The organism is Gallibacterium genomosp. 1 (assembly GCF_001678575.1).
GTDB lineage: Bacteria > Pseudomonadota > Gammaproteobacteria > Enterobacterales > Pasteurellaceae > Gallibacterium.
This window is the reverse complement of the sequence record NZ_JTJP01000012.1, coordinates 46897-69670: the sequence shown is the minus strand read 5'-3', so window position 1 is coordinate 69670 and position 22774 is coordinate 46897. Positions and strand designations below refer to the sequence as shown.

Genomic DNA, 22774 nt, shown 5'->3' with positions numbered 1-22774 from the left:
GCCATTTTCCATCACATGTCAAAAATTATTATTTATATCAGTCTGCTGTTCCCACTTACAATTTTTCCAGTAATTTTTGTAATTTCGATTTTACTTTCTCTTTCAAAATATCATCCAAACGGATACGATAACGAGGTGATGAACAATCTCCATTTAAATCAATACCGATTTGATATTGTTGATATTTTTGTTGATGCGGTTGTAAATCAAACTTCCATTCACATTGAGAAGATTGAGGATAAACATTGCCCTGACCAGAAAGGTTCACCGCCGGTAAATCAAGTTCGATATGGTGTAGTTGAATTAGTGATGAATCTCCGACCAAACTGCCACTAAGTTTATTAAACTTACTATCTTGCAACGATCTATCCGGATTAGTTAATGAAAAAGGCAACGATGACTCCAATAAGTTTACCACATTAAAGCCTTTAATCTTACCGCCATTGACACTTTCAAAATGAAAATGAACTTGCTGTTTCTGCTCTGCAACCGTAGCTATTTCACCATTAAAATCAAAAGAAGATTCAATCAATGGTTGATAACCAAGCAATGTTGTTATCGGTTCAAGTGGCACATTTTCTCCAACAAAATGCCACTTATTACGTAGCTGATCATCATTTTTCTGCGTTAATAAGATTTGAGCATTCGGAGCAAAAACAAATTGCCAATCAAATTGATTTTTTGCTTTGAAATTCATTTGAATACGAGGCAATTTTAACTTATTCAGTATAATCTCCGTTGCCTTAGCTTCTCCGACATTACCATCAACCAAGGCTTCATCAACCTGTAATTTTGTGGATTTCATCTCACCAATTTTATGCAACCATTGCCAATCAACATTAAGTTGCTTTACTAGATATTTATGCTCGCCGAGCTGAAAATAAAATTGCCCTTTTAGATGCTGAAAATAACGGTTTTCTGCTTTTGAAAACTCAACTTTAGCACTTAATACGGATGTTTGGCTAATCTGTTTTACCACCGCTGAAATATGGGTTAAATAAGCTTCATCATCCTTATAAATGCTACCGTTCTCAACCTCGAGCTGTTTAATCCAATTTTTGCCGGAAATCCACCCCCAATAATTGAGAATTAATTTCAGCTCTTCGGCAGAAAACATCCAGCCATTTTTATGGTAATGAACCTCTTCAGCGTGAATAGTTAAAGGGAAATAAGAGAAACTTAAACTCTCCGGTTTAAGTTTGATATTGTAATCGGAAGCAAGACGCTGCGTGATATAGTGAGCCATCTTTGGGATTTGGTAGTACACCAGACCAATGCTTAATAACATCACTGTAATAACAATAAGCAGCCACTTCCGTTTCATAATCAGTCCTTATCTATCCTACTCGCCACTGCACCTTGCTGATTCTTATATTTTGCATCCGACCTACTGTTATATGGCCTTTGAGCTTCACCACTCAACACTTCAAAACTCAAAGCGCCGATTACCATTTTAGGTCGCAATGCTAATGGCAATTTACCTGAGTTATAAAATTCCAGCACAATCCGTCCTTCCCAACCCGGATCAATACGATGAGCTGTGACGTGAACCATTAATCCTAGCCGAGCCAATGAAGAACGCCCATCCAACCAACCTATAATATTACTAGGCAATTTAACTGATTCATAAGTGCTTGCCAATGCCAAGACACCAGGATGTAAAAAGAAAGGCTTCCCATCCTCAATGATAATTTCATCGCTCATCACGCTCTCTAATTGTGCCGTTACAGACTCTCTCGGACCGCTTAAATCAATGTAAGCAGCAGAATGATCGCGAAATACGCGGAAAGAATTACCTAAACGAACATCCACTGTTGCGCCATTAATTTTACTGCTGTCAGGACGCGGGGTTAGAACAATCTTACCTTCATCCAAATAGCGTTCAATATCAATATCACATAATCTCATCGCTTCACCTTTCCACTATTTTTTACGAAGTAATTGTAAAATTTGCGCCTTTAAAATATTTATAGCAATACGATTTTTTCCTCCACGTGGCACAATAATATCTGCATACTGTTTTGACGGCTCAATAAATTGAAAGAACATTGGACGAACTGTTTTGCGATACTGCTCTACGACTGAATCCATTGTTCTGCCACGCTCTTCCATATCTCGTTTTAAACGACGAATAAAACAGATATCCAACGGTGCATCTACAAAGATAGAAACATTGATTTCGTTACGAATACGTTCATCAGTCAATAACAAAATTCCTTCAAGAATAATCACCTTTTTCGGCTCAAAATGTCTCGTATTTCCGGTACGAGTATGTTCAACGTAACTATATTCTGGAATTTCTACCGCCTCACCTGTTTTTAATGACTGTAAATGTTGTAACAACAACTCACGATCCATTGAATTCGGGTGGTCATAATTAGTTTTAGTTCGAGTCTCAAAATCTAGATGGCTTTGATCTTTGTAATAACAATCTTCCGAAATAATACCGATCTCTTCACATCCCAACTCTTCACAAAGCTCTTTATAAATTGTTGAAGCAATAAGACTTTTGCCTGATGCTGAAGCGCCGGCAATACCAATGATAATGGAGGGTTCTTGTGTTGTTGCAATTTCCGACATAATAATTTCGCCATTTAACTGATAAATAAAAAAATTCTGACTATTATAAAGAAAAGGGGGGTGACTGTTAAGTCATAGAAAAAGAATCAATAATAAAGACAAAAATAAGTAGAAATGAACGCCTTTTTTATTCTTGCTTCTGTGAAAAGTACAATTTAGAATAGTGCGGAATTAACATAGACACTTTACAAAAAAGGAAATCTTATGCGAGAAACTCAAGCAAAAACAGCCCAACAAGACAGTTTCCAAGAAAAAGTGTTATCTGTTTTTCAACAATCATTAACTGAAGAACAACGCTTTTTGCAAAGTGTTTTAAATGGCAAGATAAAAACCTATTCGCACGAAGAAATTATGGCTGAACTACGTCAGGCACTAAACCGATGAAGCAAGATTATATTGTTCTCTGGTCAGAAATAGCTCGAATTCAACTTCTAGATAAAGCGGAGTATATTTTGGCTCAAAGCCAATCTAACGTAGTCGCAGAACAATTTATTGATGAGATAGAAAGACTTGCTGATAAATTAAGCTATATTGCACCTGCCTATTCAGATGGAAAATTTCATCTATATCCTCTTAAAAATGGACATTCAGTAAAATTCTTAGTAGTTGGAAACTATGTAATGATTTACGCCTTTTTGCCAAAAGGGATTAATCATTAAAAACTCATTTTACCTATTTAAGTTTACTATCAAAAAGCAAACCTAACTTAAGCCCACTTCATAGCACTCATTTCTTATCAAACTGTTAGACAAAGAAAAGCATAATTTATATTAAATGGCACGCCCTATTGGATTCGAACCAATGACCTACGGCTTAGAAGGCCGTTGCTCTATCCAGCTGAGCTAAGGGCGCATAGGATGAAAAAAGGGAAATAGAAGATAAAAAAATGGTCGGCGAGATAGGATTTGAACCTACGACCCACTGGTCCCAAACCAGTTGCGCTACCAAACTGCGCTACTCGCCGACGTGTGAGGTGCATTATAATTTTTATTTCTGTTGCGTCAATCATTTTTTTTAAATTTAAAAATAAACGCTTAAAATTAATCCATACTCTTATCAAACAAGCTTTTTTTTGCGAAAATTAGCGTACATGCAAACACATTATGGAGAAAACAATGTCCGCTCAAATCATTTCCGGTAAGGATTTAGCAAAATCTATTAAGAGTGACCTTCATCAAAAAATTCAAACTATCATTGATCAAGGGCTGCGTTCACCAGGACTAGCAGTAATTTTAGTAGGAGAAAATCCCGCATCACAAATTTATGTCGATAATAAGAAAAAAAGTTGTCTAGAAGTGGGAATTCAATCAAAATCATATAATTTATCAGACAATATTTCTGAACAGGAACTGCTCTCATTAATTGATGAATTGAATCAGGACGATACTATTGACGGCATTTTAGTTCAATTACCTTTGCCAAAACATATCAGTAGCGTAAAAGTTATCGAACGTATTTCTCCATCAAAAGATGTGGACGGTTTTCATCCTTATAATGTAGGGCGTTTATGCCAACGCATTCCAACATTACGTGCTTGCACACCTTACGGCATTATGAAACTGCTCGAAACCACCGGTGTTGATCTACACGGACAACACGCTGTTATTGTTGGTGCCTCCAATATTGTCGGTCGCCCAATGGCAATGGAATTACTGCTTGCAGGTGCAACTGTGACCGTAACGCACCGCTTTACGAAAAACTTGCAGGAATTGGTTGCTCAAGCGGATATTTTGATTGTTGCTGTCGGTAAACCACATTTAATACCAGGCGAATGGGTAAAGCCCGGAGCAATAGTAATTGATGTCGGTATTAACCGAGTTGCCGATAAGAAAGTTATCGGTGATATCGGATTTGAAGCTGCACAACAACGAGCAAGTTTTATTACACCGGTTCCGGGCGGAGTCGGTCCTATGACAGTTGCAATGTTGATGGTCAATACTTTTTCAGCTTACAAAAACCATCTGAATATTGCCAATTAAACTCATAATTTAAACAATTCTCCACATTCACACAATTAAGCTCTGTAGATTACAGGGCTTAATTCTTAATAAAATAAATCTAACTTTTTTAGGCTGAGTAAATCGATGCAAGGCTTAATTATTGCATATTGGGCAAGTTTTTACCCTTTAGCTCACAGAACAGCATATAAAAGTACAGCTTTTTTTTATTTCTCGATATAGTTCACAAATTTGAAGCAAAATTTACTCATTATATATAATAAATTTGCTAGCATAATGTGTAGCAACTCAGTAAAATGCGAGCTTTTTAAAATTATGACACCTTGAAGCACCAATTTAATTGCTATGCCACAATGTGTAATAACGAGGCAATTTATGACCACTGAAAAAACCAATTTACTTAATCTAACCCGTCAAGAAATGCGTCATTTTTTGTCGGATTTAGGCGAAAAACCTTTCCGTGCGGATCAAATTATGAAATGGATCTATCACTATGGTGAAGATAATTTCGATAATATGACTAATATTAACAAAGTTTTGCGTGAAAAATTAAAGCAAGTTGCAGAAATTAAAGCGCCTGAAATTGCAATTGAGCAACGTTCTTCCGATGGTACTATAAAATGGGCTATGCAGGTTGGTGATCAACAAATCGAGAGTGTTTATATTCCGGAAGCAGATCGTGCCACACTTTGCGTATCTTCCCAAGTTGGTTGTGCTTTGGCTTGTACATTCTGTTCAACAGCGCAACAAGGTTTTAATCGTAATTTGACCGTTTCTGAAATTATTGGTCAGGTTTGGCGCGCTTCCAAAGTGATTGGTGCTTTCGGTGAAACAAAAGTTAGACCGATTACTAATGTGGTAATGATGGGGATGGGCGAACCCTTGTTAAACGTAAGCAATGTAGTACCAGCAATGGAGATTATGTTAGATGATTTTGGTTATGGTTTATCCAAGCGCCGAGTGACTTTATCAACCTCCGGTGTTGTACCAGCACTTGATAAACTGGGTGAAATGATCGATGTTGCTTTAGCAATTTCATTACATGCGCCCAATGATGAGTTGCGCAATGAGATTGTGCCTTTAAATAAAAAATATAATATTGAAATGTTAATTGATTCCGTAAATCGTTATCTAAAAATTTCCAATGCAAACCACGGTAAGGTAACTATTGAATATGTTATGCTCGATCACGTTAATGATGAAGTCGAACACGCACATCAATTAGCTCAATTATTAAAGCATACGCCTTGTAAAATCAATCTTATTCCTTGGAATCCGTTCCCAGAAGCACCTTATAACAAGAGTTCTAATACGCGTATCGATCGCTTCCAAAAAACATTAATGGAATATGGATTTACCGTTATTGTACGAAAAACTCGTGGCGATGATATTGATGCGGCTTGTGGACAACTTGCCGGAGATGTAATTGATCGTACAAAACGTACTGCACAAAAACGAGCTTTTGGTAAAAATATTGAAATAACGCAATCTTAATGCTAGTAAGTGAGGAAATTATGAAAAATATAATGATGAAACTGAAATTTTTTATTCTACTTTCCTCACTATTTTCACTTTTTGCTTGTAGTCATTCTACTATAAATAAATCTCCTACTTTTAATAATGCCGCTGCGGCAAAAACTCGTGTTGAATTAGGGTTAGCTTATTTATCACACGGCAATCCTACATTAGCAAAAGCTAATTTAGATAAAGCACTACAACATACTCCAAATGATTACTTGCCTTATCTTGGTTTAGCCTATTTTTATCAACATACCCAACAACTCGAACTTGCTGGAGAATATTATCAAAAAGCACTCACTCTTTCTCCTAAGAATGGCGATGTATTGAATAACTATGCTACTTACCTCTGCTCTCAACGACAATTTAATGCGGCATTTAATTTTTTTGAACAAGCATTAAAAAGTAAATCTTATTATCATTTTGCTGATACTTATGAAAATATTGCTATTTGTGCCGTTTTAGCTAACGATCAAAACAAAATTGAACAAGCTTTAACCCAATTGGAGAAATATTCTGTAGATAAAGCGAAAAATTTACGGCAACGTTTACATAAATAACGGCAAAATCACCTTGATTGAGATTATTCTTATTTTTCTCTTGCCTGCCAATCTGTATAATAGCTAAATAATTTTTCTTTATAGCCACCAGCGTATTCTTACAATCCGCTACAGCTATTCATCACAATAAGTAATAAACGATTATGGATCAGGAACAACTTGCAACTAATGTCGATTTAGGACAACAACTGCGTAATGCTCGTGAACAACTTGGATTAACTATTGAACAGGTTGCCGAACAGATAAACTTACGACCGGTAATATTAAAACAATTCGAAGAAAACCAATTTGTTTTAAAAGATATTCCAGCAACTTTCGCTCGTGGTTACTTACGTAATTACTTAAAATTCCTACATTTACCAGCAACTTTATTAACCGATAATATTGCCTTTGGTACGGAAGTAAAAAATGACTTAAATAAAAATCATCGTACCAAAAACTCTGTTAATCGCTATGTTTCTCATCACCGTTGGTTACGACCTTTAAGTTGTATTGTATTAATTATCATCATCGGTATGACTGTTTTATGGTGGTGGCAGGATCACCAACGCTCTGCTAGCGAACGCAATAATTTTGTTGAAGAGCATTCCATAGCGGAACAAAACACAACTGAGAGCGCTCCAGTAGGCACTGATTCAATAAGTGAAAACGGTAACAATACAGAAACAACAGTAACCGATAATAACGAAAATATTGAAACAACAAGCACTACTAATCTTCAAACTGAAGCTAACGAGACTACAGCAGTAGTTAATAATAAAGAAACAACCGTAGTAACTAATAGCTCTACTAACAATAGTAGTGAAAATAAAAACAGTGAAGCTTATCCAAATACATCAACCGAAGCTTTAGCTACAGAAATGAATAAAATTGATGGCAATAACAGTACTACAGAAAACTTAACAACCACCAATCCTGCTGCAGAAGATGTTATTCCAAATAATTTAAAAATTGAAATTACCGGTGAAAGTTGTTGGCTTAGTGTAAAAGATGCTAATCGCAAAACATTAGCAGAACGAGAATACAGACGCGGCGAAATTTTAGATTTGACTGGTGATGCGCCTTATTCATTAATTATTGGTGCACCACAAAATGTAAAAATCAGTTACCAAGGTCAAGATGTGCCATTAAAAATTGATGGTCGTGTAGCAAAATTAACGCTACCGGCTCAACAGTAATTATCATTAATTTTAAAGAAAAATATGTTAAAACAATCTCCTATTCAACGTAGAAAATCTACTCGTATTTATGTTGGCAATGTACCCATCGGTGATGGAGCACCTATTGCTGTTCAATCAATGACGAATACAAGAACCACCGATATTGAAGCAACTGTTGCTCAAATCAAAGCATTGGAGCGTGTCGGTGCTGATATTGTACGTGTTTCCGTGCCAACAATGGACGCAGCAGAAGCATTTAAACTGATTAAACAACAGGTTAAAGTGCCGTTAGTTGCCGATATTCATTTTGATTACCGTATCGCATTAAAAGTTGCTGAATACGGCGTTGACTGTTTAAGAATCAATCCGGGTAATATCGGTAGAGAAGATCGTATCCGTGCTGTAGTCGATTGTGCCAGAGATAAAAATATTCCAATTCGGATCGGTGTTAATGCTGGTTCATTAGAAAAGGATCTGCAAGAAAAATATGGTGAACCAACACCACAAGCTTTATTAGAGTCAGCATTGCGACACGTTGATATTCTTGATCGATTGAATTTCGATCAGTTTAAAGTCAGTGTTAAAGCCTCTGATGTTTTCTTAGCAGTAGATGCTTATCGATTATTGGCTAAACAAATTAAACAGCCACTTCATCTCGGCATTACCGAAGCAGGTGGCGCCCGCTCCGGTTCTGTGAAAAGTGCTATTGGACTAGGTATGTTGCTTGCTGAAGGTATAGGTGATACCTTACGTGTTTCCTTAGCAGCCGATCCGGTAGAAGAGATCAAGGTCGGTTTCGATATTTTAAAATCATTGCGTATCCGTTCTCGTGGCATTAATTTTATCGCTTGCCCAACCTGCTCTCGTCAGGAGTTTGATGTTATCGCAACCGTTAATGCTTTAGAACAACGTTTAGAAGATATTATTACACCAATGGATGTTTCCATTATCGGTTGTGTGGTAAACGGTCCGGGAGAGGCTTTGGTTTCCGATCTTGGTGTCGCCGGTGGCAATAAAAAAAGTGGTTTTTATATCGCCGGACAACGTCAAAAAGAGCGTTTTGATAATGATCATCTTATCGATCAGCTCGAAACTCAGATTCGTGCACGAATAAGTGCGTTAGATCCAAATAATCAAATTAAAGTAGAACAAGTTTAATCATAAAAATAGGAATTTAATGTGGCAAAAACTATTCAAGCTATTCGAGGAATGAACGACTATCTGCCTAGCGATACACCGTTATGGCAATGGGTAGAAAATAAAATCAAGCAGCGTTTAAGCAGTTACGGTTACTCAGAAATCCGGATGCCGATTGTTGAATCAACTCCGCTTTTTGCTCGTGCTATCGGTGAAGTAACTGATGTTGTTGAAAAAGAGATGTTCACGTTTAATGATCGTGATGATGAAAGTTTAACATTGCGTCCGGAAGGAACTGCCGGTTGTGTACGTGCCGGAATCGAACACGGTTTGCTTTATAATCAAGAACAGCGTTTATGGTATATTGGGCCTATGTTCCGTTACGAACGTCCGCAAAAAGGTCGTTATCGCCAATTTCATCAATGCGGGGTTGAAGTTTTCGGTATCGCAAATCCATTAATTGATGCAGAATTAATTATTATGACCGCAAAATTATGGCAAGATTTAGGTATTGCCGATCACGTACAATTGCAACTTAACTCTATCGGTTCATTAGAAGCACGCAAAAACTATCGTGCCGCATTGGTTAATTATTTGCAAAATTATGTGGATCGGTTGGATGAAGACAGTAAACGTCGTTTAACCACTAATCCATTGCGAATTTTGGATAGTAAAGATGAGGAGGTGCAGCAAATTTTAAATAATGCACCGAAATTGCACGATTATTTAGATGAAGATTCTCGTCAACATTTTGCAACACTTTGTTCAATTTTAGAACAATATGGTATTCGCTATGAGATTAATCAGAAATTAGTACGTGGTTTAGATTACTACAACAAAACTGTTTTTGAATGGGTAACCACTGCTTTAGGCGCACAAGGTACTGTTTGCGGAGGCGGACGCTATGATGGTTTAGTAGAACAACTTGGTGGCCACGCTACACCAGCAGTCGGTTTTGCTATGGGCTTGGAACGTTTAGTGTTGCTGATTCAGGAAGTTGTTAAAAATCCACCGATTAACCCTAATGTTGATATTTATGTTATTCATCAGGGAGATAATACAACTCTACCTGCCCTACAATTAGCTACCCAACTTCGTTCAGCGTTACCACAAATTAAAGTAATGTTACATTGCAGTGGAGGTAACTTTAAAAAACAATTTAAACGTGCAGACAAGCTCGGCGCAAAATTTGCATTAATTCTCGGTGAAGATGAAGTAGCACGACAACAGGTTGTGATTAAAGATCTATTAAGTGGAGAACAGCAAATTACATTAGCAAATACCGATGCTATCGGCTATTTAACCCCATTTTACACATCTCGCTAAGGAGGCAACATAATGGCTTATACAACCAGTGATGAACAACTGCAAATTGAAGAAATCAAACAGTGGTGGAAAGAGAACGGCAAAGTCATTATTGCCGCTATTATTTTAGCTATTATCGGTGTATTCGGATGGCGTTATTGGCAGGGTTACCAGCAGAGTAAAATTCATCAATCTTCTGCGGAATTTTCTCAAATAATGAAGGCTACCGAACAATCTGATACTGTGAAGGCAAATGCCCAATTAACTCAATTTGTTGAAGCTAATCCAAGCAGCACTTACTCCGCCTTTTTATTATTAGAACAGGCAAAAAAACAGATTGACGTCAATCAATGGCAACAAGCTGCCGATACGCTACAAAAAGCACTTAACAATGCAAAGGATAGCGCATTGATTTCATTAATCGCACTGCGTTTAGCAAGTGTACAAACACAGTTGAAACAGTTTGAACCGGCATTGGCAACATTAGGCAAAGTAACGGATCAAGCGTGGCAAGGAAGAAAAGCGATGCTTTCAGGTGAAATTTATAATGCAATGGGTAATAAAGCGGAAGCGAAAAAATCGTTTGAAGCGGCATTAACCACTGCCAACCCACTTGAAGCACAATGGTTACAAATCCAAATCAATAATTTGTAATATCCCTTTCCCCCGACACACTATCGGGGGATTTTTATATCTGAAAAATCACATATTATCAAAATAAAAAAATTGCTAATAACATTACAACGCTATTATCAGTAACACCAGTAACCATTCTATCGAATATAACAGGTTAAATTTGCTGTAAACACAAATAGTGCATTTATTTAGCTACACACTCTTGTAATAAGACCTTATCTTGGGAAGCCGTTTTACCTAATTGCAACCAAGAATTAACTTTGCTCTGTTGCCAATTTTGAGTATTCAACGCTTCAACACTTAACATATAATATTGATTAGCAAAAACAAAATGATCACCTTGGCTTAGCTGTTTATCCCATTTTAATAATTCCATTTTACCTTGCCAAAAAACGTTTACCTGATCTTGTTGATAACTGATTTTAAGATCTTTACCGTTATCACAACGATAAACTATATCATTGATTCCTTTGATATTTTTCTGTTCTACATTAATAATCTTCAGTTTCACATTATAAACACGTTTCACATTCGGCTGTTTACGAGCATCATTACGAGTTTGATATACAGTCAATGTATATTTACCTGAATACGGCAACACTTGATAAATAGCTGATAAATTAGCTGTCGCTTTAGCGTGGTTAAGTGAAAATTGAATTTGTCGGTCATTATCGATTGTTTCTAAAGTAAGAAGCTGACCTTGTTTTGCATAAAAGCTATAGCGATCTACATCATAGCCTTTAATTGTGCCTTTTAATTCGGCGAAATTTTCCCCTTTAGCAAACTGTACAGAAAAATCATTAGTATTTACGGCAGCACCATCATTACTGTTATTAGTAGATTGTTCCGCATTTACACTGCAAGCCTGTGCCAAACCAAGCACGAACAGCACGGTTACTAATTTTAATTTCATATTTGAACTCCCTTTATTTGAAAACTAATAAAAAAGGATAGTGTTTTTTAAATCACTATCCTTTCTAAACCTAAAATAAACGAAATCTGTTTATTAAAGTGCTGATTTTGCTTTTTCAACTAAAGCTGCGAAAGCTACTTTATCGAATACTGCGATATCAGCAAGAATTTTACGATCGATTTCCACAGAAGCTTTTTTCAAACCATTAATAAAACGGCTGTATGATAAACCGTTTTGACGAGCTGCCGCATTGATACGAGCAATCCATAATTGACGGAATTGACGTTTACGTTGACGGCGGTCACGGTAAGCATATTGACCAGCTTTAATTACTGCTTGGAAAGCAACACGATATACACGAGAACGTGCACCATAATAACCTTTAGCTGCCTTAAGAATTTTCTTATGACGAGCTCTTGCAATTACACCACGTTTTACACGGGCCATAGGAATCTCCTTTGTCTATTTGTACTTAAAAAATAACGAAACGTTCGCTAACCTGTGGGTTATGCGTATGGTAAACAAGCTACGACTAAAACTTGGTCTGCTTTCGCAACCATTGATTTATGACGTAAATGGCGTTTACGTTTAGTTGATTTCTTAGTCAAAATATGACGAAGATGAGATTGTTTACGTTTAAAACCGCCAGTTCCAGTTTTTTTGAAACGTTTAGCAGCACCACGTACTGTTTTAATTTTAGGCATTGTTTAATAACTCCGCATTGTTTACGATTAATCACTAATAATCAGGCGAATAAAAAGCAAAGACGCAAAACACCTTTACTTCTCACTACTTGAACTGCACTGACTATTTCTTTTTCGGGGCAAGCACCATCACCATTTGACGACCTTCAATCTTAGATGGTTCAGATTCAACTACAGCTAATTCTGCCAAATCTGCTTTGATACGATCCAACATTTCGATGCCAATCTGCTGATGTGCCAATTCACGACCACGAAAACGTAGTGTGATTTTAGTTTTATCCCCATCTTCCAAAAAGCGAATCAGGCTGCGTAGTTTTACCTGATAATCGCCTTCGTCAGTTCCAGGACGGAACTTAACTTCTTTTACCTGAACAACTTTCTGTTTCTTTTTCTGCTCTTTTGCAGTTTTGCTCTTTTCATAAAGGAATTTACCGTAATTCATAATACGGCAAACCGGAGGTTCAGCATTAGGACTGATTTCGACAAGATCCAAATCGGCCTGCTCAGCCAACTCTAATGCCTGTTGGATAGATACAATCCCCGCTTGCTCACCATCTTGGTCGATCAAACGGACTTCCTTCACACGAATTTCTTCATTAATACGATTCGGACGATTAGCTGCTGGTGCTTTTTTTACGGTTTTAATAATCTTATTCCTCTATTAAGTTAACTTATCCATCTGCAAAATACAGAAACTTAGGTTGTTCATCAATTTATTGACAAAAAACGGTGCTGATTCTATAAAATTTCCGCTGTAGTTGCAATAAGCAAGCTCAATTTTCTCACTTTCGTTTATAAGCCTAGAGCATAACGCAAAGCCTGACGCTTAATAAAACCAGCTCGCTCAGAAACCAATAATGCAATATTACGTGCTACCTTAACCGGCAGTAATGGAGAACGAAATGTTTTATAAAAAACATCCATTGTTGATTGCATTAACAGATTATCTTTATAACGTTGCTGTTGATAGCGTTGCAAAAAGTTATCTTTCGTTAAACCGACATCCTGTTTTAGTACCCACTCAACATTTTCCAATAATGCTTTCACATCCTTAAAACCAAGATTTACTCCCTGTCCAGCTAAAGGATGAATACTGTGTGCCGCATCACCGACTAAAATCACACCATTTTTATAATACTGCTGTGCGTGACGGCGAGTTAAGGCAAATGAACCCCATTTTTTAACCGTAATTTTGCCTAATCTTTCAGGAAAATATTGCTCAACTTCTGCTGTTAATTTTTCTGCTGATAATTTTTTCAAAAAATCAATCCTTTCAGGCATATCATACCAAACCAAACAGACCTGTTTACCTAATAATGGCAATAAAGCGCGAGGACCACTTGGATAGAATTGTTGCCACGTCATTGACTGCTGTTCGGCTTCCGTATCCGCTAAAATTAACATACAATCCTGTTGATAACGCCAACCTGTAACGCCAATACCAGCAATTGTTCGCCATTGAGAGGTTGCTCCATCAGCAGCGATAATATATGGACTACAAATCCGTTCTCCATTGTCTAAAATAAGATGCCATATATTCTGCTGATACTGTTGTACACTGACCTCACAATTCGCGGCAAAATCAACATTCGGTAATTGTTGGAACTGTTGCCACAATCCCTCTTGAATCAAGAGATTTTCCACCATAAAGCCAAGTTGCGGTAAATCAACCTCTTTAGCACTAAACGTAGTAGAAAAGCCTTCTATCTCCCAAGTACTTAATTCGCTATAAGGGCAAACTCGACGATCTGCGATATATTGCCACGCATTTAAATTCTCCAATAATTTAACTGATCCTTGACTGATAGCGGAAATACGTAAATCATATTCACAATCAGTGGAAAAATGAGGTAAAGGTAAACGTTCTAGCACGAATATTTTCAATCCTAATCTAGCTAGTCCAGCAGCACAAGCAGCACCAACCATTCCTCCGCCAATAATAATAAAATCATAATGTTTTGCCTGTTCACACATTTTTGTACCCTTTTCTTCTTTTTTCCCTTATTTTACTCACAAAAGCTGAAGTTGCCTAAAAGAAAATCATTAACATACCCCAATGAAGTGCTAGAGATTATGCAGATAAATCGGTAGAATAGCCGCCGACTTTTACGCCGCTATATTCAGATAGCACTATTTTATCGCGGATAAGTCAGTATCACACTTATCCAATTTAAATCATCCATTAACTTTCAATTGAAATAGAATGACACAAAAACTACACATTAAAACTTGGGGCTGCCAAATGAATGAGTATGACTCAGCTAAAATGGCAGACTTATTAAACAATACTCACGGTTTAGAGTTGACAGAAAATGCGGAAGAAGCAGATATTTTGTTATTGAATACCTGTTCAATCCGTGAAAAGGCACAAGAAAAAGTATTCCATCAATTAGGACGTTGGAAAGATTTGAAAAAACAAAATCCTAATCTGATTATCGGTGTTGGCGGTTGTGTCGCCTCACAGGAAGGTGAACATATTCGTGATCGTGCCCCTTATGTTGATATTATTTTCGGCCCACAAACTTTGCACCGCCTGCCGGAAATGGTTAATCAAATTCGTGGGGGTAAAAGCTCTGTGGTCGATGTCAGTTTCCCAGAAATTGAAAAATTTGATCGCTTACCAGAGCCTAGAGCCGAAGGTCCAACAGCATTTGTTTCCATTATGGAAGGTTGTAATAAATATTGTTCATTCTGCGTTGTACCTTATACACGTGGCGAAGAAGTAAGCCGCCCTGTCGATGATGTGTTATTTGAAATTGCACAATTGGCAGAACAGGGGGTTCGAGAAGTCAATTTGTTAGGTCAAAATGTAAATGCTTACCGAGGTCCGACCCACGATGGTGAGATTTGCTCATTTGCCGAATTATTACGTTTAGTTGCTGCAATTGATGGTATTGATCGTTTACGTTTTACTACGTCTCATCCGATAGAATTTACTGATGATATTATTGATGTCTATCGCGATACTCCGGAACTAGTTAGCTTCCTACATTTACCAGTGCAAAGCGGTTCCGACCGTGTTTTATCTATGATGAAACGTAATCACACCGCATTGGAATATAAAGCGATTATCCGTAAACTACGTGAAGCTCGTCCTGATATTCAAATCAGTTCCGATTTTATTGTTGGCTTCCCTGGAGAAACCGCACAAGATTTTGAACAAACCATGAATTTAATTGCGCAAGTCAATTTTGATATGAGTTTCAGTTTTATCTACTCTGCCCGTCCCGGCACCCCGGCAGCAGATATGCCGGATGATGTTAGCGAAGAGGAAAAAAAACAACGTTTATATCTGTTACAAGAACGCATTAATCAACAAGCATCACAATTCAGCCGCCGTATGTTAGGCACTGAACAACGTATTTTGGTGGAAGGTCCGTCCAAAAAAGACATTATGGAGTTAACAGGTCGTACCGAAAATAATCGTATTGTTAATTTTGTCGGCTCACCAGATATGATTGGCAAATTCGTTGATGTAAAAATCACTGATGTTTATACCAATTCTTTACGTGGTGAAGTAGTACGCACTGAAAATGATATGGATCTTCGAGTACAACACTCTCCACAAGCAGTAATACAACGTACACGCAAAGAGGATGAACTCGGTGTTGGACATTATCAAGCCAATTAATCGTTTTTTGGTAAGGAATAATAACGAATTTTTCACAGATTCGCTGTTTTATTAAAAACACCGAAACGATTAAAACTCTGCTATTCACAGCGGTAGGATGTATTTTTCGGAAGAGTAATAGCCCTTCCAAATCAAGACAATTCATAGTTCAATGCTTTATCTGTTGTTCTGTGAATTGAAACATGCTATTTTTAGGCACTGTTTTGCCAAAACCGGCATAAAACACTTAGTTTTTATTTTGTTATTAAGGAAAAAAACAATATGGGTATTATCTCTACAGCATATGCTGCCGACGCTGCAGCACAACAGGGCGGCGGCTTACAAATGATCTTTTTATTGGTCATTTTTGGGCTTATTTTCTACTTTATGATTTTCCGTCCGCAATCTAAACGTAATAAACAACATCGTGAATTGATGTCTTCACTTGCGAAAGGTGAAGAAGTTTTAACCAGCGGCGGTTTATTAGGCAAAATCACTAAAGTTTCTGCTGAGAGCGACTATATTGTTATCGCCCTTAACGACACTAACGAAGTTACTATCAAAAAAGATTTTATCGTAGCCGTTCTGCCGAAAGGTTCTATCAAATCACTTTAATTTACCTTCCAGACAAGGTTAGAACACGCGTTTTTAGCGCGTAGTGTGGGTTACCGGGGCAATCAACAACTGTTTGATTGCCCTGTGTGTTAAACAATTTACAAAGGTTTTTATTGTGTTAAATCGTTTCCCTTTATGGAAGAATCTGATGGTGATCTTCGTTGTCGTCATCGGCATTTTATATGCGCTTCCAAATCTTTACGGTGAAGACCCGGCAGTTCAGGTTTCAGGAACGCGCGGTCAACTTGCCACCGAACAAACCTTATCCGACGTTCGTCAGGTACTTGAACAAAATAAACTTCCTATTAAATCTATCGCCTTAGAAAACGGCTCTATTTTGGCAAAATTTACCAGCACTGATGAGCAGCTTCTCGCCAAAGATAAAATTTTAGAAAAACTAGGCAACAACTATTCCGTTGCCTTAAATCTTGCTCCAGCAACCCCAGCTTGGCTGACCGATATCGGTGCTGGTCCAATGAAATTAGGATTAGATTTACGTGGTGGTGTACGTTTCTTAATGGAAGTCGACCTAAAATCAGTATTAGCTAAACAGCAGGAACAATTACAGGATTCTCTCCGTACTGAGTTGCGTAAGGAAAAATTTGTCTATAAAGCAATCCAATCCGGTGAAAATTACTCCACCGTTATCACACTTGCCGATAATATTTCACCAAGTGATGTGGTACGTGTCTTAAAGCGTAAACACGCTAATTGGGACGTGGTCAGCGATGGACAAAATGTTACATTAACCCTTTCAGAAAATGAACTCGTTCGTTTAAGAAAGAGTGCCGTTGAACAAAATATCACTATTTTACGTAAACGTGTTAATGAACTTGGTGTTGCGGAACCAGTCGTACAGCAACAAGGAGCAGATCGTATCGTAGTTGAATTACCGGGTGTACAGGATACAGCCCGTGCTAAAGAAATTTTAGGTGCAACTGCTACATTGGAATTCCGTATGGTCAATCAAACAGCTAACCTTGCAGCTGCTGAAAATGGAATGGTTCCATCTGACTCTGAATTACAACACGACCGTAACGGCACGCCAGTCGTTGTTTATCGTAAAACTATTTTGGGTGGTGAACATATTACTGATGCAAATTCTGGTAACGATGAATATGGTCGTCCTCAAGTTAATATCTCTTTAGATAGCGAAGGCGGAAATATGATGTCAGAAGCCACTAAAACCGCAATCGGCAAACCAATGGCAACTGTCTATAGCGAATATAAAGACAGTGGTAAAAAGGATGAAAACGGTAAGGCTATTTTAACTAAACACGAAGAGGTTATTAATGTTGCTACCATTCAATCTCGTTTAGGTAATACTTTCCGCATTACAGGTATTAACTCCCCTGCTGAGGCACAAAATCTTTCCGTGTTATTACGTTCAGGCGCATTAATTGCCCCGATTCAAATAGTTGAAGAACGGACTATCGGTCCTTCTCTTGGAGCACAAAATATCGAACAGGGTATGAAAGCAAGCTTTTGGGGATTACTCATTGTTGTACTCTTTATGGCGCTTTATTATCGTAAATTCGGTTTGATCGCCAATTTGGCATTGCTTGCTAACATCGTTATCCTTGTCGGTTTAATGTCATTAATACCTGGAGCAACTTTGTCTATGCCTGGGATTGCAGGGATTGTGCTTTCAGTCGGGATGTCTGTTGATGCCAACGTGTTGATTTTTGAGCGTATTAAAGAAGAGTTGCGTAACGGTCGCTCAGTACAACAGGCAATTAATGAAGGCTACAACGGTGCATTCTCCAGTATCTTCGATGCCAACTTGACTACTATTTTGACTGCCGTGATTCTTTATGCAGCAGGTAGTGGGCCAGTAAAAGGCTTTGCGATTACATTATCTCTTGGTGTTGCTATTTCGATGTTTACTGCTATTACCGGTACTCGTGCGGTGGTGAATTTCCTCTATGGTGGAAAACGAATTAGTAAATTATCGATCTAGGAGAAGAGTTACTTATGAAAAATACTATAGATAACCAAATTGAAGCTCTTAATGATATTAAGCTACCATATAAGCTAATCCATTTTATGCGCTATCGTATGGTAGGCTATGCTCTATCAATTATTGTGGTAGCAATTTCATTATTTTTTATTATTACTAAAGGTTTTAACTGGGGCTTAGATTTCACCGGTGGGACAGTGATTGATACTTCATTCTCACAACCTGCCGATTTGCCGAAGATCCGTTCTATTTTAGCTCAGAACGGCTTGGATAATGCTGTTGTACAAGCATCAGGTGGTGTGCGTGATGTGATGGTTCGTGTGCCTGCATCCGTAAATGATCCAAATATCGGTACGCATATCAAAACTATTTTGAGTAACAATATTGATAAAGAAGTGTCAATTCGCAGTATTGAGTTCGTTGGTCCAAATGTCGGTGAAGAACTAACCACTTCCGCAATTTACGCCACCTTAATCACTTTAGCAATGTTATTGTTATATGTCGGTTTGCGTTTTGAATGGCGTTTAGCTTTAGGTGCGATTCTCTCTTTAGCACACGATGTAATCGTTACTTTAGGTTTCTTCGCAATGTTACAAGTTGAGATAGATTTAACCTTTGTCGCAGCAATTCTTTCTGTTATTGGTTATTCCTTGAACGATAGTATCGTAGTATTTGACCGTGTACGAGAAAATTTCCGTAAAATTCGCCGTGCCTCTACTGTAGAAATTATAGATATTTCACTTAGTCAAACCTTATCAAGAACCTTGATGACATCCATCACCACATTAATTGTAGTGATCTCCTTATTGTTATTCGGTGGTCCAACTATTCACAGTTTCTCTTTAGCATTATTAATTGGTATAGGTTTCGGTACTTATTCTTCAATTTATATTGCAGTTGCGCTTGCTTTAAACTTTGGCTTGAAACGTGAACATATGTTACCACCTAAAGTGGAAAAAGAAGGAGCTGATCAAGAATCACTTTTACCATAATAAAAATTTCTTAACTTAATCTTTTACATCAGCCGTTTATTTTACGGCTGATGTTTTATTGAATATCCGCTATAATAACGCCATTCAAGTTGATAAAGGCTTTCTTAAAATGCGTCAAAAGAAGATAATGAAATCACTCGATGCTATCGATATGAAAATTCTTAATGAATTGCAGCATAACGGTAAAATTTCCAATATCGAACTTTCAAAACGGGTCGGTTTATCACCAACTCCTTGTCTAGAGCGAGTAAAACGATTAGAAAAACAAAATGTGATTATGGGTTATCGCGCTTTGCTCAACCCTGAATTATTGGATTCTCCTTTGTTAGTTATTGTAGAAATTACTTTGGTTCGCGGTAAACCGGATGTTTTTGAAGAGTTTAATCGAGCGGTGCAAGAGCTAGAAGAAATCCAAGAGTGTCATTTAGTTTCTGGTGATTTTGATTATTTACTGAAAACGCGTGTTGCAGATATGGCAGCATACCGAAAACTGTTAGGCACGACTCTGTTGCGTTTACCGGGTGTAAACGATACTCGTACTTATGTTGTGATGGAAGAAGTCAAACAAACCAATTATTTATTGCTTAAATGAATTTATCCCTTTAGTTTAACAGCTAAAGGGATTTTTCCTTTCTTATTTTCTATTTCTTAAATAAGACCTTGGTATTTATCACAGCCATCTTAATAAACTTGCCATAACTATTCACTCTAAACCATCCCTCCATTATTTTGTTAAACGATAACTCTGTTCAATTAGAGGAATCAATTCCGACATCTCAATTTTTGCTAAATCCACACTCAACCAATGCTGCTTATTCATATGATATGCTGGATAAAATCCTTCAGACTGTCGTAAACCATCAATCAATTCTGGGGATAATTTGAGATTCAGGATATTTACCATTTCTTTGGTAGATAATCCCAATTTATCGCCCACCAACGGCATAAATAATGCAAACCATTTTTTATTTGTAAAATGCCGAAACACTGCAAACTCAGGATACTTGTCGAACAAATGCTCTGCTACCGCAGAATAATGTTCATTTAAATAGAGAAAAAGTGTTTGAGGTAAAACCATAAGATTTGTACTTATATAATAACCTACTAACCTGCTACTCAATTTGAATATTATAAATTAGAACAAAAAAGAGGGATACTTCTTAGTTATCCCTCTATTCACATTTATTTAACCGTAAACAAAACAATATCAGGAAAAATAATCAATAATGCCAGTAATACGATTTGTAGAGCAATAAATGGTAATACAGATTTAAAAATATCAACAAGCTCAATGCCTTTCGGTGCGACGCTATGCAAATAAAACGCTGCTGGTCCAAATGGTGGGGATAAAAAAGAAACTTGCATATTTACACAGAATAATACGCCGAACCAAATAGGGTCATATCCAAGATTTTGTACAATAGGAACGAAAATAGGCATTGTCAACATTGCAATTCCAATCCAATCAAGGAAAAGACCTAATATAAATAGTATTATCATCATAATCAGTATAATACCAATAGGCGGTAATCCCGAACTTACAAGCATAGACTCTACAAAACGATTTCCTCCTACTAAATTATAAATACCAACCAAAATATAAGCACCAATACCTATCCACATTATCATTCCACAAGTCTGCATCGTGGTATAAGAAGCCTCCTTCATCACTTTAAAATTAAGCTCTTTTCTATATAAAGAAACTGCCATAACCGCAATCACACCAACAGCTGCCGCTTCAGTAACAGAAGCTATTCCACCATAAATACTTCCTAGCACAATTAATGCAATCATTGCTGGTAATGCAATATTAATACGAGCCCTTTTTCTCTCTTCTTTTGAAATAGGAGCGTTACGTTCTTCTTCAGGAATAGCCGGTAATAATTTAGGATTTATACGCCCTCTAATCACAATATAAGAAATATACATAAAAGCTAACAAAAATGCAGGGATAAAACTTGCTGTAAATAGATCTCCAATCGAAACTGATGCAACTAAACCATAAATAATTAATACAATACTTGGTGGAACCATCGTTCCCAAAGCACCTGAAGAGACAACAGTACCAATTGCTAATTTCTTATCATATCCAAGTCTTAACATCTGGGGTAAAGCCAACAGTCCTAATAATACGGTTTCACCTCCAATAATTCCTGACATAGTCGCTAAAAAAACACCAATGAAAACAGTTTGTAGGGCAACTCCTGTTCTAAATTTTCTGGTAGTAAGCCACATTGCATTATAAAGATCCTTAGCTATTCCAGTTTTATCTAATAAGGAAGCCATTAACACAAACATAGGCACTGCAAGCAGAGAATAACTCGTCATAAAGCCATAAACACGATTAACCACCATTGGCAATACATCTGGAGAGAACCATCCCACAGCAAGAAGAGTTGCAATCAATCCCGTTAGAAATGCTAATGGTACTCCTGTTACTAATAGAAAACACATTGCTAAAAATAAAATTAATGTAACAAGATCAATACCTAAGCTACTAAGACCAAACATAATAAATCTCCTTATCTATATCTATCAGTTAAACGTTGTTTTAACTTCCAAACAACCTGAATAAAAAACAGACAAAATAGAGCGAAAATAGCAACCTTTAATAGCCCAGGGATAGGTGGATTCCAAGCTGATCCTGATCGTTCTAACGTGACTTCACCATTTGGAGATAGTGCTGCACTACGAGCAACAAAATAACTAGAATAAGCCAATAACCCTAAAAAAATTAACGTTATAATACTGCTAAATATTTCTAATCGATTTCTCCACTTATCAGAAACGTAATTAAGTAGAATGGGAACTCGGATATGTTTATTTCTTCCATAAGAAAATAACCCAGCATACACCATTAAAAATCCAGCTAATGCAATACTAGTTTCATGAACCCAATCGGTTGGAGAATTAAATACATATCTGGAAATAATTTCATAAAATGAAATAACAACAATAAGTAAATATCCCCACGATAATTTATGACCAATTGATTCAATGACTTTATCAAAAAACGTCAGTTTTTCCTCTATTTGAGGCTGCTTTATCTTATCCATACTCACCTCCTATTTAATAGAAATATAGCCAAGCTATTAACAATAATAAATCTTTATAGCTTGGCCTAAT

25 protein-coding genes and 2 tRNA genes are annotated in these 22774 nt (G+C 37.1%); 14 read left to right on the top strand and 13 right to left on the bottom strand.

The window, feature by feature from the left end:
- Nucleotides 1-55 precede the first annotated feature (55 nt).
- The 3 genes from QV04_RS03560 to udk are packed head-to-tail and all read right to left on the bottom strand — an operon-like array spanning nt 56 to nt 2580.
- Nucleotides 56-1324, bottom strand: a complete 1269-nt coding sequence (locus tag QV04_RS03560; RefSeq protein ID WP_065231042.1) for a hypothetical protein — start codon at nt 1322-1324, stop codon at nt 56-58.
- A 2-nt stretch (nt 1325-1326) separates the two neighbouring features.
- Complete coding sequence (gene dcd / locus QV04_RS03555; protein ID WP_065231041.1) at nt 1327-1908, bottom strand: dCTP deaminase; 582 nt, start codon at nt 1906-1908, stop codon at nt 1327-1329.
- Between the two features lie 15 nt (nt 1909-1923).
- A complete protein-coding gene (gene udk / locus QV04_RS03550) occupies nt 1924-2580 on the bottom strand; it encodes a uridine kinase (RefSeq protein ID WP_065231040.1) in 657 nt (218 codons plus the stop codon).
- Nucleotides 2581-2784: 204 nt separating this feature from the next.
- Between udk and QV04_RS03545 the strand changes: the two genes are divergently transcribed.
- Nucleotides 2785-2964, top strand: a complete 180-nt coding sequence (locus QV04_RS03545; protein ID WP_013745256.1) for a hypothetical protein — start codon at nt 2785-2787, stop codon at nt 2962-2964.
- On the top strand, nt 2961-3239 hold the full coding sequence (locus tag QV04_RS03540) for a hypothetical protein (RefSeq protein ID WP_065231039.1): 279 nt from the start codon (nt 2961-2963) through the stop codon (nt 3237-3239). The genes QV04_RS03545 and QV04_RS03540 overlap by 4 nt, the downstream gene beginning before the upstream one ends.
- 116 nt (nt 3240-3355) lie before the next feature.
- Here the strand turns inward: QV04_RS03540 and QV04_RS03535 are convergent.
- Together QV04_RS03535 and QV04_RS03530 are read right to left on the bottom strand one after the other, a co-directional pair.
- Nucleotides 3356-3432, bottom strand: a tRNA-Arg gene (locus QV04_RS03535).
- A gap of 35 nt (nt 3433-3467) precedes the next feature.
- A tRNA-Pro gene (locus tag QV04_RS03530) sits at nt 3468-3544 on the bottom strand.
- Nucleotides 3545-3695: 151 nt separating this feature from the next.
- On the opposite strand from QV04_RS03530, the gene folD reads away from it, so the two are divergent.
- The 7 genes from folD to QV04_RS03495 all read left to right on the top strand — a co-directional run bounded on the left by folD (nt 3696) and on the right by QV04_RS03495 (nt 10872).
- Nucleotides 3696-4559: a bifunctional methylenetetrahydrofolate dehydrogenase/methenyltetrahydrofolate cyclohydrolase FolD gene (folD, locus tag QV04_RS03525; RefSeq protein WP_039173599.1), complete on the top strand. Its 864-nt coding sequence runs from the start codon at nt 3696-3698 to the stop codon at nt 4557-4559.
- Nucleotides 4560-4913: 354 nt separating this feature from the next.
- Nucleotides 4914-6032 carry a bifunctional tRNA (adenosine(37)-C2)-methyltransferase TrmG/ribosomal RNA large subunit methyltransferase RlmN gene (locus tag QV04_RS03520; protein ID WP_156539682.1) on the top strand — a complete coding sequence of 373 codons (1119 nt, stop codon included), beginning with the start codon at nt 4914-4916 and terminating at the stop codon, nt 6030-6032.
- A gap of 20 nt (nt 6033-6052) precedes the next feature.
- The gene (gene pilW / locus QV04_RS03515) at nt 6053-6616 is read left to right on the top strand and encodes a type IV pilus biogenesis/stability protein PilW (protein ID WP_039173603.1); all 564 of its coding nucleotides are present in this window, start codon (nt 6053-6055) and stop codon (nt 6614-6616) included.
- Between the two features lie 143 nt (nt 6617-6759).
- Nucleotides 6760-7794 (top strand): RodZ domain-containing protein, encoded by a 1035-nt coding sequence (locus QV04_RS03510; RefSeq protein WP_039173605.1) that lies wholly within the window; start codon nt 6760-6762, stop codon nt 7792-7794.
- 24 nt (nt 7795-7818) lie between these two features.
- The gene (gene ispG / locus QV04_RS03505; protein ID WP_065230962.1) at nt 7819-8934 is read left to right on the top strand and encodes a flavodoxin-dependent (E)-4-hydroxy-3-methylbut-2-enyl-diphosphate synthase; all 1116 of its coding nucleotides are present in this window, start codon (nt 7819-7821) and stop codon (nt 8932-8934) included.
- A 21-nt stretch (nt 8935-8955) separates the two neighbouring features.
- Nucleotides 8956-10239: a histidine--tRNA ligase gene (gene hisS / locus QV04_RS03500; RefSeq protein WP_065230961.1), complete on the top strand. Its 1284-nt coding sequence runs from the start codon at nt 8956-8958 to the stop codon at nt 10237-10239.
- Between the two features lie 12 nt (nt 10240-10251).
- Nucleotides 10252-10872: a YfgM family protein gene (locus tag QV04_RS03495; protein ID WP_039173609.1), complete on the top strand. Its 621-nt coding sequence runs from the start codon at nt 10252-10254 to the stop codon at nt 10870-10872.
- 166 nt (nt 10873-11038) lie between these two features.
- On the opposite strand, the gene QV04_RS03490 is transcribed toward QV04_RS03495, so the two are convergent.
- The 5 genes from QV04_RS03490 to QV04_RS03470 form a co-directional block, all read right to left on the bottom strand.
- A complete protein-coding gene (locus tag QV04_RS03490; protein ID WP_065230960.1) occupies nt 11039-11767 on the bottom strand; it encodes a DUF7606 domain-containing protein in 729 nt (242 codons plus the stop codon).
- Between the two features lie 93 nt (nt 11768-11860).
- On the bottom strand, nt 11861-12214 hold the full coding sequence (rplT, locus tag QV04_RS03485; protein ID WP_013745267.1) for a 50S ribosomal protein L20: 354 nt from the start codon (nt 12212-12214) through the stop codon (nt 11861-11863).
- 59 nt (nt 12215-12273) lie between these two features.
- Nucleotides 12274-12471 carry a 50S ribosomal protein L35 gene (gene rpmI / locus QV04_RS03480; RefSeq protein ID WP_013745268.1) on the bottom strand — a complete coding sequence of 66 codons (198 nt, stop codon included), beginning with the start codon at nt 12469-12471 and terminating at the stop codon, nt 12274-12276.
- A gap of 103 nt (nt 12472-12574) precedes the next feature.
- The gene (infC, locus tag QV04_RS03475) at nt 12575-13117 is read right to left on the bottom strand and encodes a translation initiation factor IF-3 (protein ID WP_080638295.1); all 543 of its coding nucleotides are present in this window, start codon (nt 13115-13117) and stop codon (nt 12575-12577) included.
- A 146-nt stretch (nt 13118-13263) separates the two neighbouring features.
- Entirely contained in the window at nt 13264-14445 is a 1182-nt protein-coding gene (locus tag QV04_RS03470; protein ID WP_065230959.1) for an FAD-dependent monooxygenase, read from the bottom strand.
- A 229-nt stretch (nt 14446-14674) separates the two neighbouring features.
- Here QV04_RS03470 and miaB point away from each other — a divergent pair, with 229 nt between their 5' ends.
- The 5 genes from miaB to lrp all read left to right on the top strand — a co-directional run bounded on the left by miaB (nt 14675) and on the right by lrp (nt 20240).
- The gene (gene miaB / locus QV04_RS03465; protein WP_039173613.1) at nt 14675-16102 is read left to right on the top strand and encodes a tRNA (N6-isopentenyl adenosine(37)-C2)-methylthiotransferase MiaB; all 1428 of its coding nucleotides are present in this window, start codon (nt 14675-14677) and stop codon (nt 16100-16102) included.
- 261 nt (nt 16103-16363) lie between these two features.
- The gene (gene yajC / locus QV04_RS03460) at nt 16364-16696 is read left to right on the top strand and encodes a preprotein translocase subunit YajC (RefSeq protein WP_013745272.1); all 333 of its coding nucleotides are present in this window, start codon (nt 16364-16366) and stop codon (nt 16694-16696) included.
- Nucleotides 16697-16811: 115 nt separating this feature from the next.
- Nucleotides 16812-18656, top strand: coding sequence for a protein translocase subunit SecD (gene secD / locus QV04_RS03455; protein WP_082985563.1), 1845 nt, complete (start codon nt 16812-16814; stop codon nt 18654-18656).
- A gap of 14 nt (nt 18657-18670) precedes the next feature.
- Nucleotides 18671-19648, top strand: a complete 978-nt coding sequence (secF, locus tag QV04_RS03450) for a protein translocase subunit SecF (RefSeq protein ID WP_039173615.1) — start codon at nt 18671-18673, stop codon at nt 19646-19648.
- 109 nt (nt 19649-19757) lie between these two features.
- Entirely contained in the window at nt 19758-20240 is a 483-nt protein-coding gene (gene lrp, locus QV04_RS03445; protein ID WP_039173617.1) for a leucine-responsive transcriptional regulator Lrp, read from the top strand.
- 132 nt (nt 20241-20372) lie between these two features.
- Here the strand turns inward: lrp and QV04_RS03440 are convergent, their stop codons facing one another.
- The 3 genes from QV04_RS03440 to QV04_RS03430 all read right to left on the bottom strand — a co-directional run bounded on the left by QV04_RS03440 (nt 20373) and on the right by QV04_RS03430 (nt 22704).
- A complete protein-coding gene (locus tag QV04_RS03440) occupies nt 20373-20726 on the bottom strand; it encodes an MmcQ/YjbR family DNA-binding protein (RefSeq protein WP_065230957.1) in 354 nt (117 codons plus the stop codon).
- A 104-nt stretch (nt 20727-20830) separates the two neighbouring features.
- Nucleotides 20831-22159, bottom strand: coding sequence for a TRAP transporter large permease (locus QV04_RS03435; protein ID WP_065230956.1), 1329 nt, complete (start codon nt 22157-22159; stop codon nt 20831-20833).
- A gap of 11 nt (nt 22160-22170) precedes the next feature.
- Nucleotides 22171-22704: a TRAP transporter small permease subunit gene (locus QV04_RS03430; RefSeq protein ID WP_065233155.1), complete on the bottom strand. Its 534-nt coding sequence runs from the start codon at nt 22702-22704 to the stop codon at nt 22171-22173.
- Nucleotides 22705-22774: the final 70 nt, after the last annotated feature.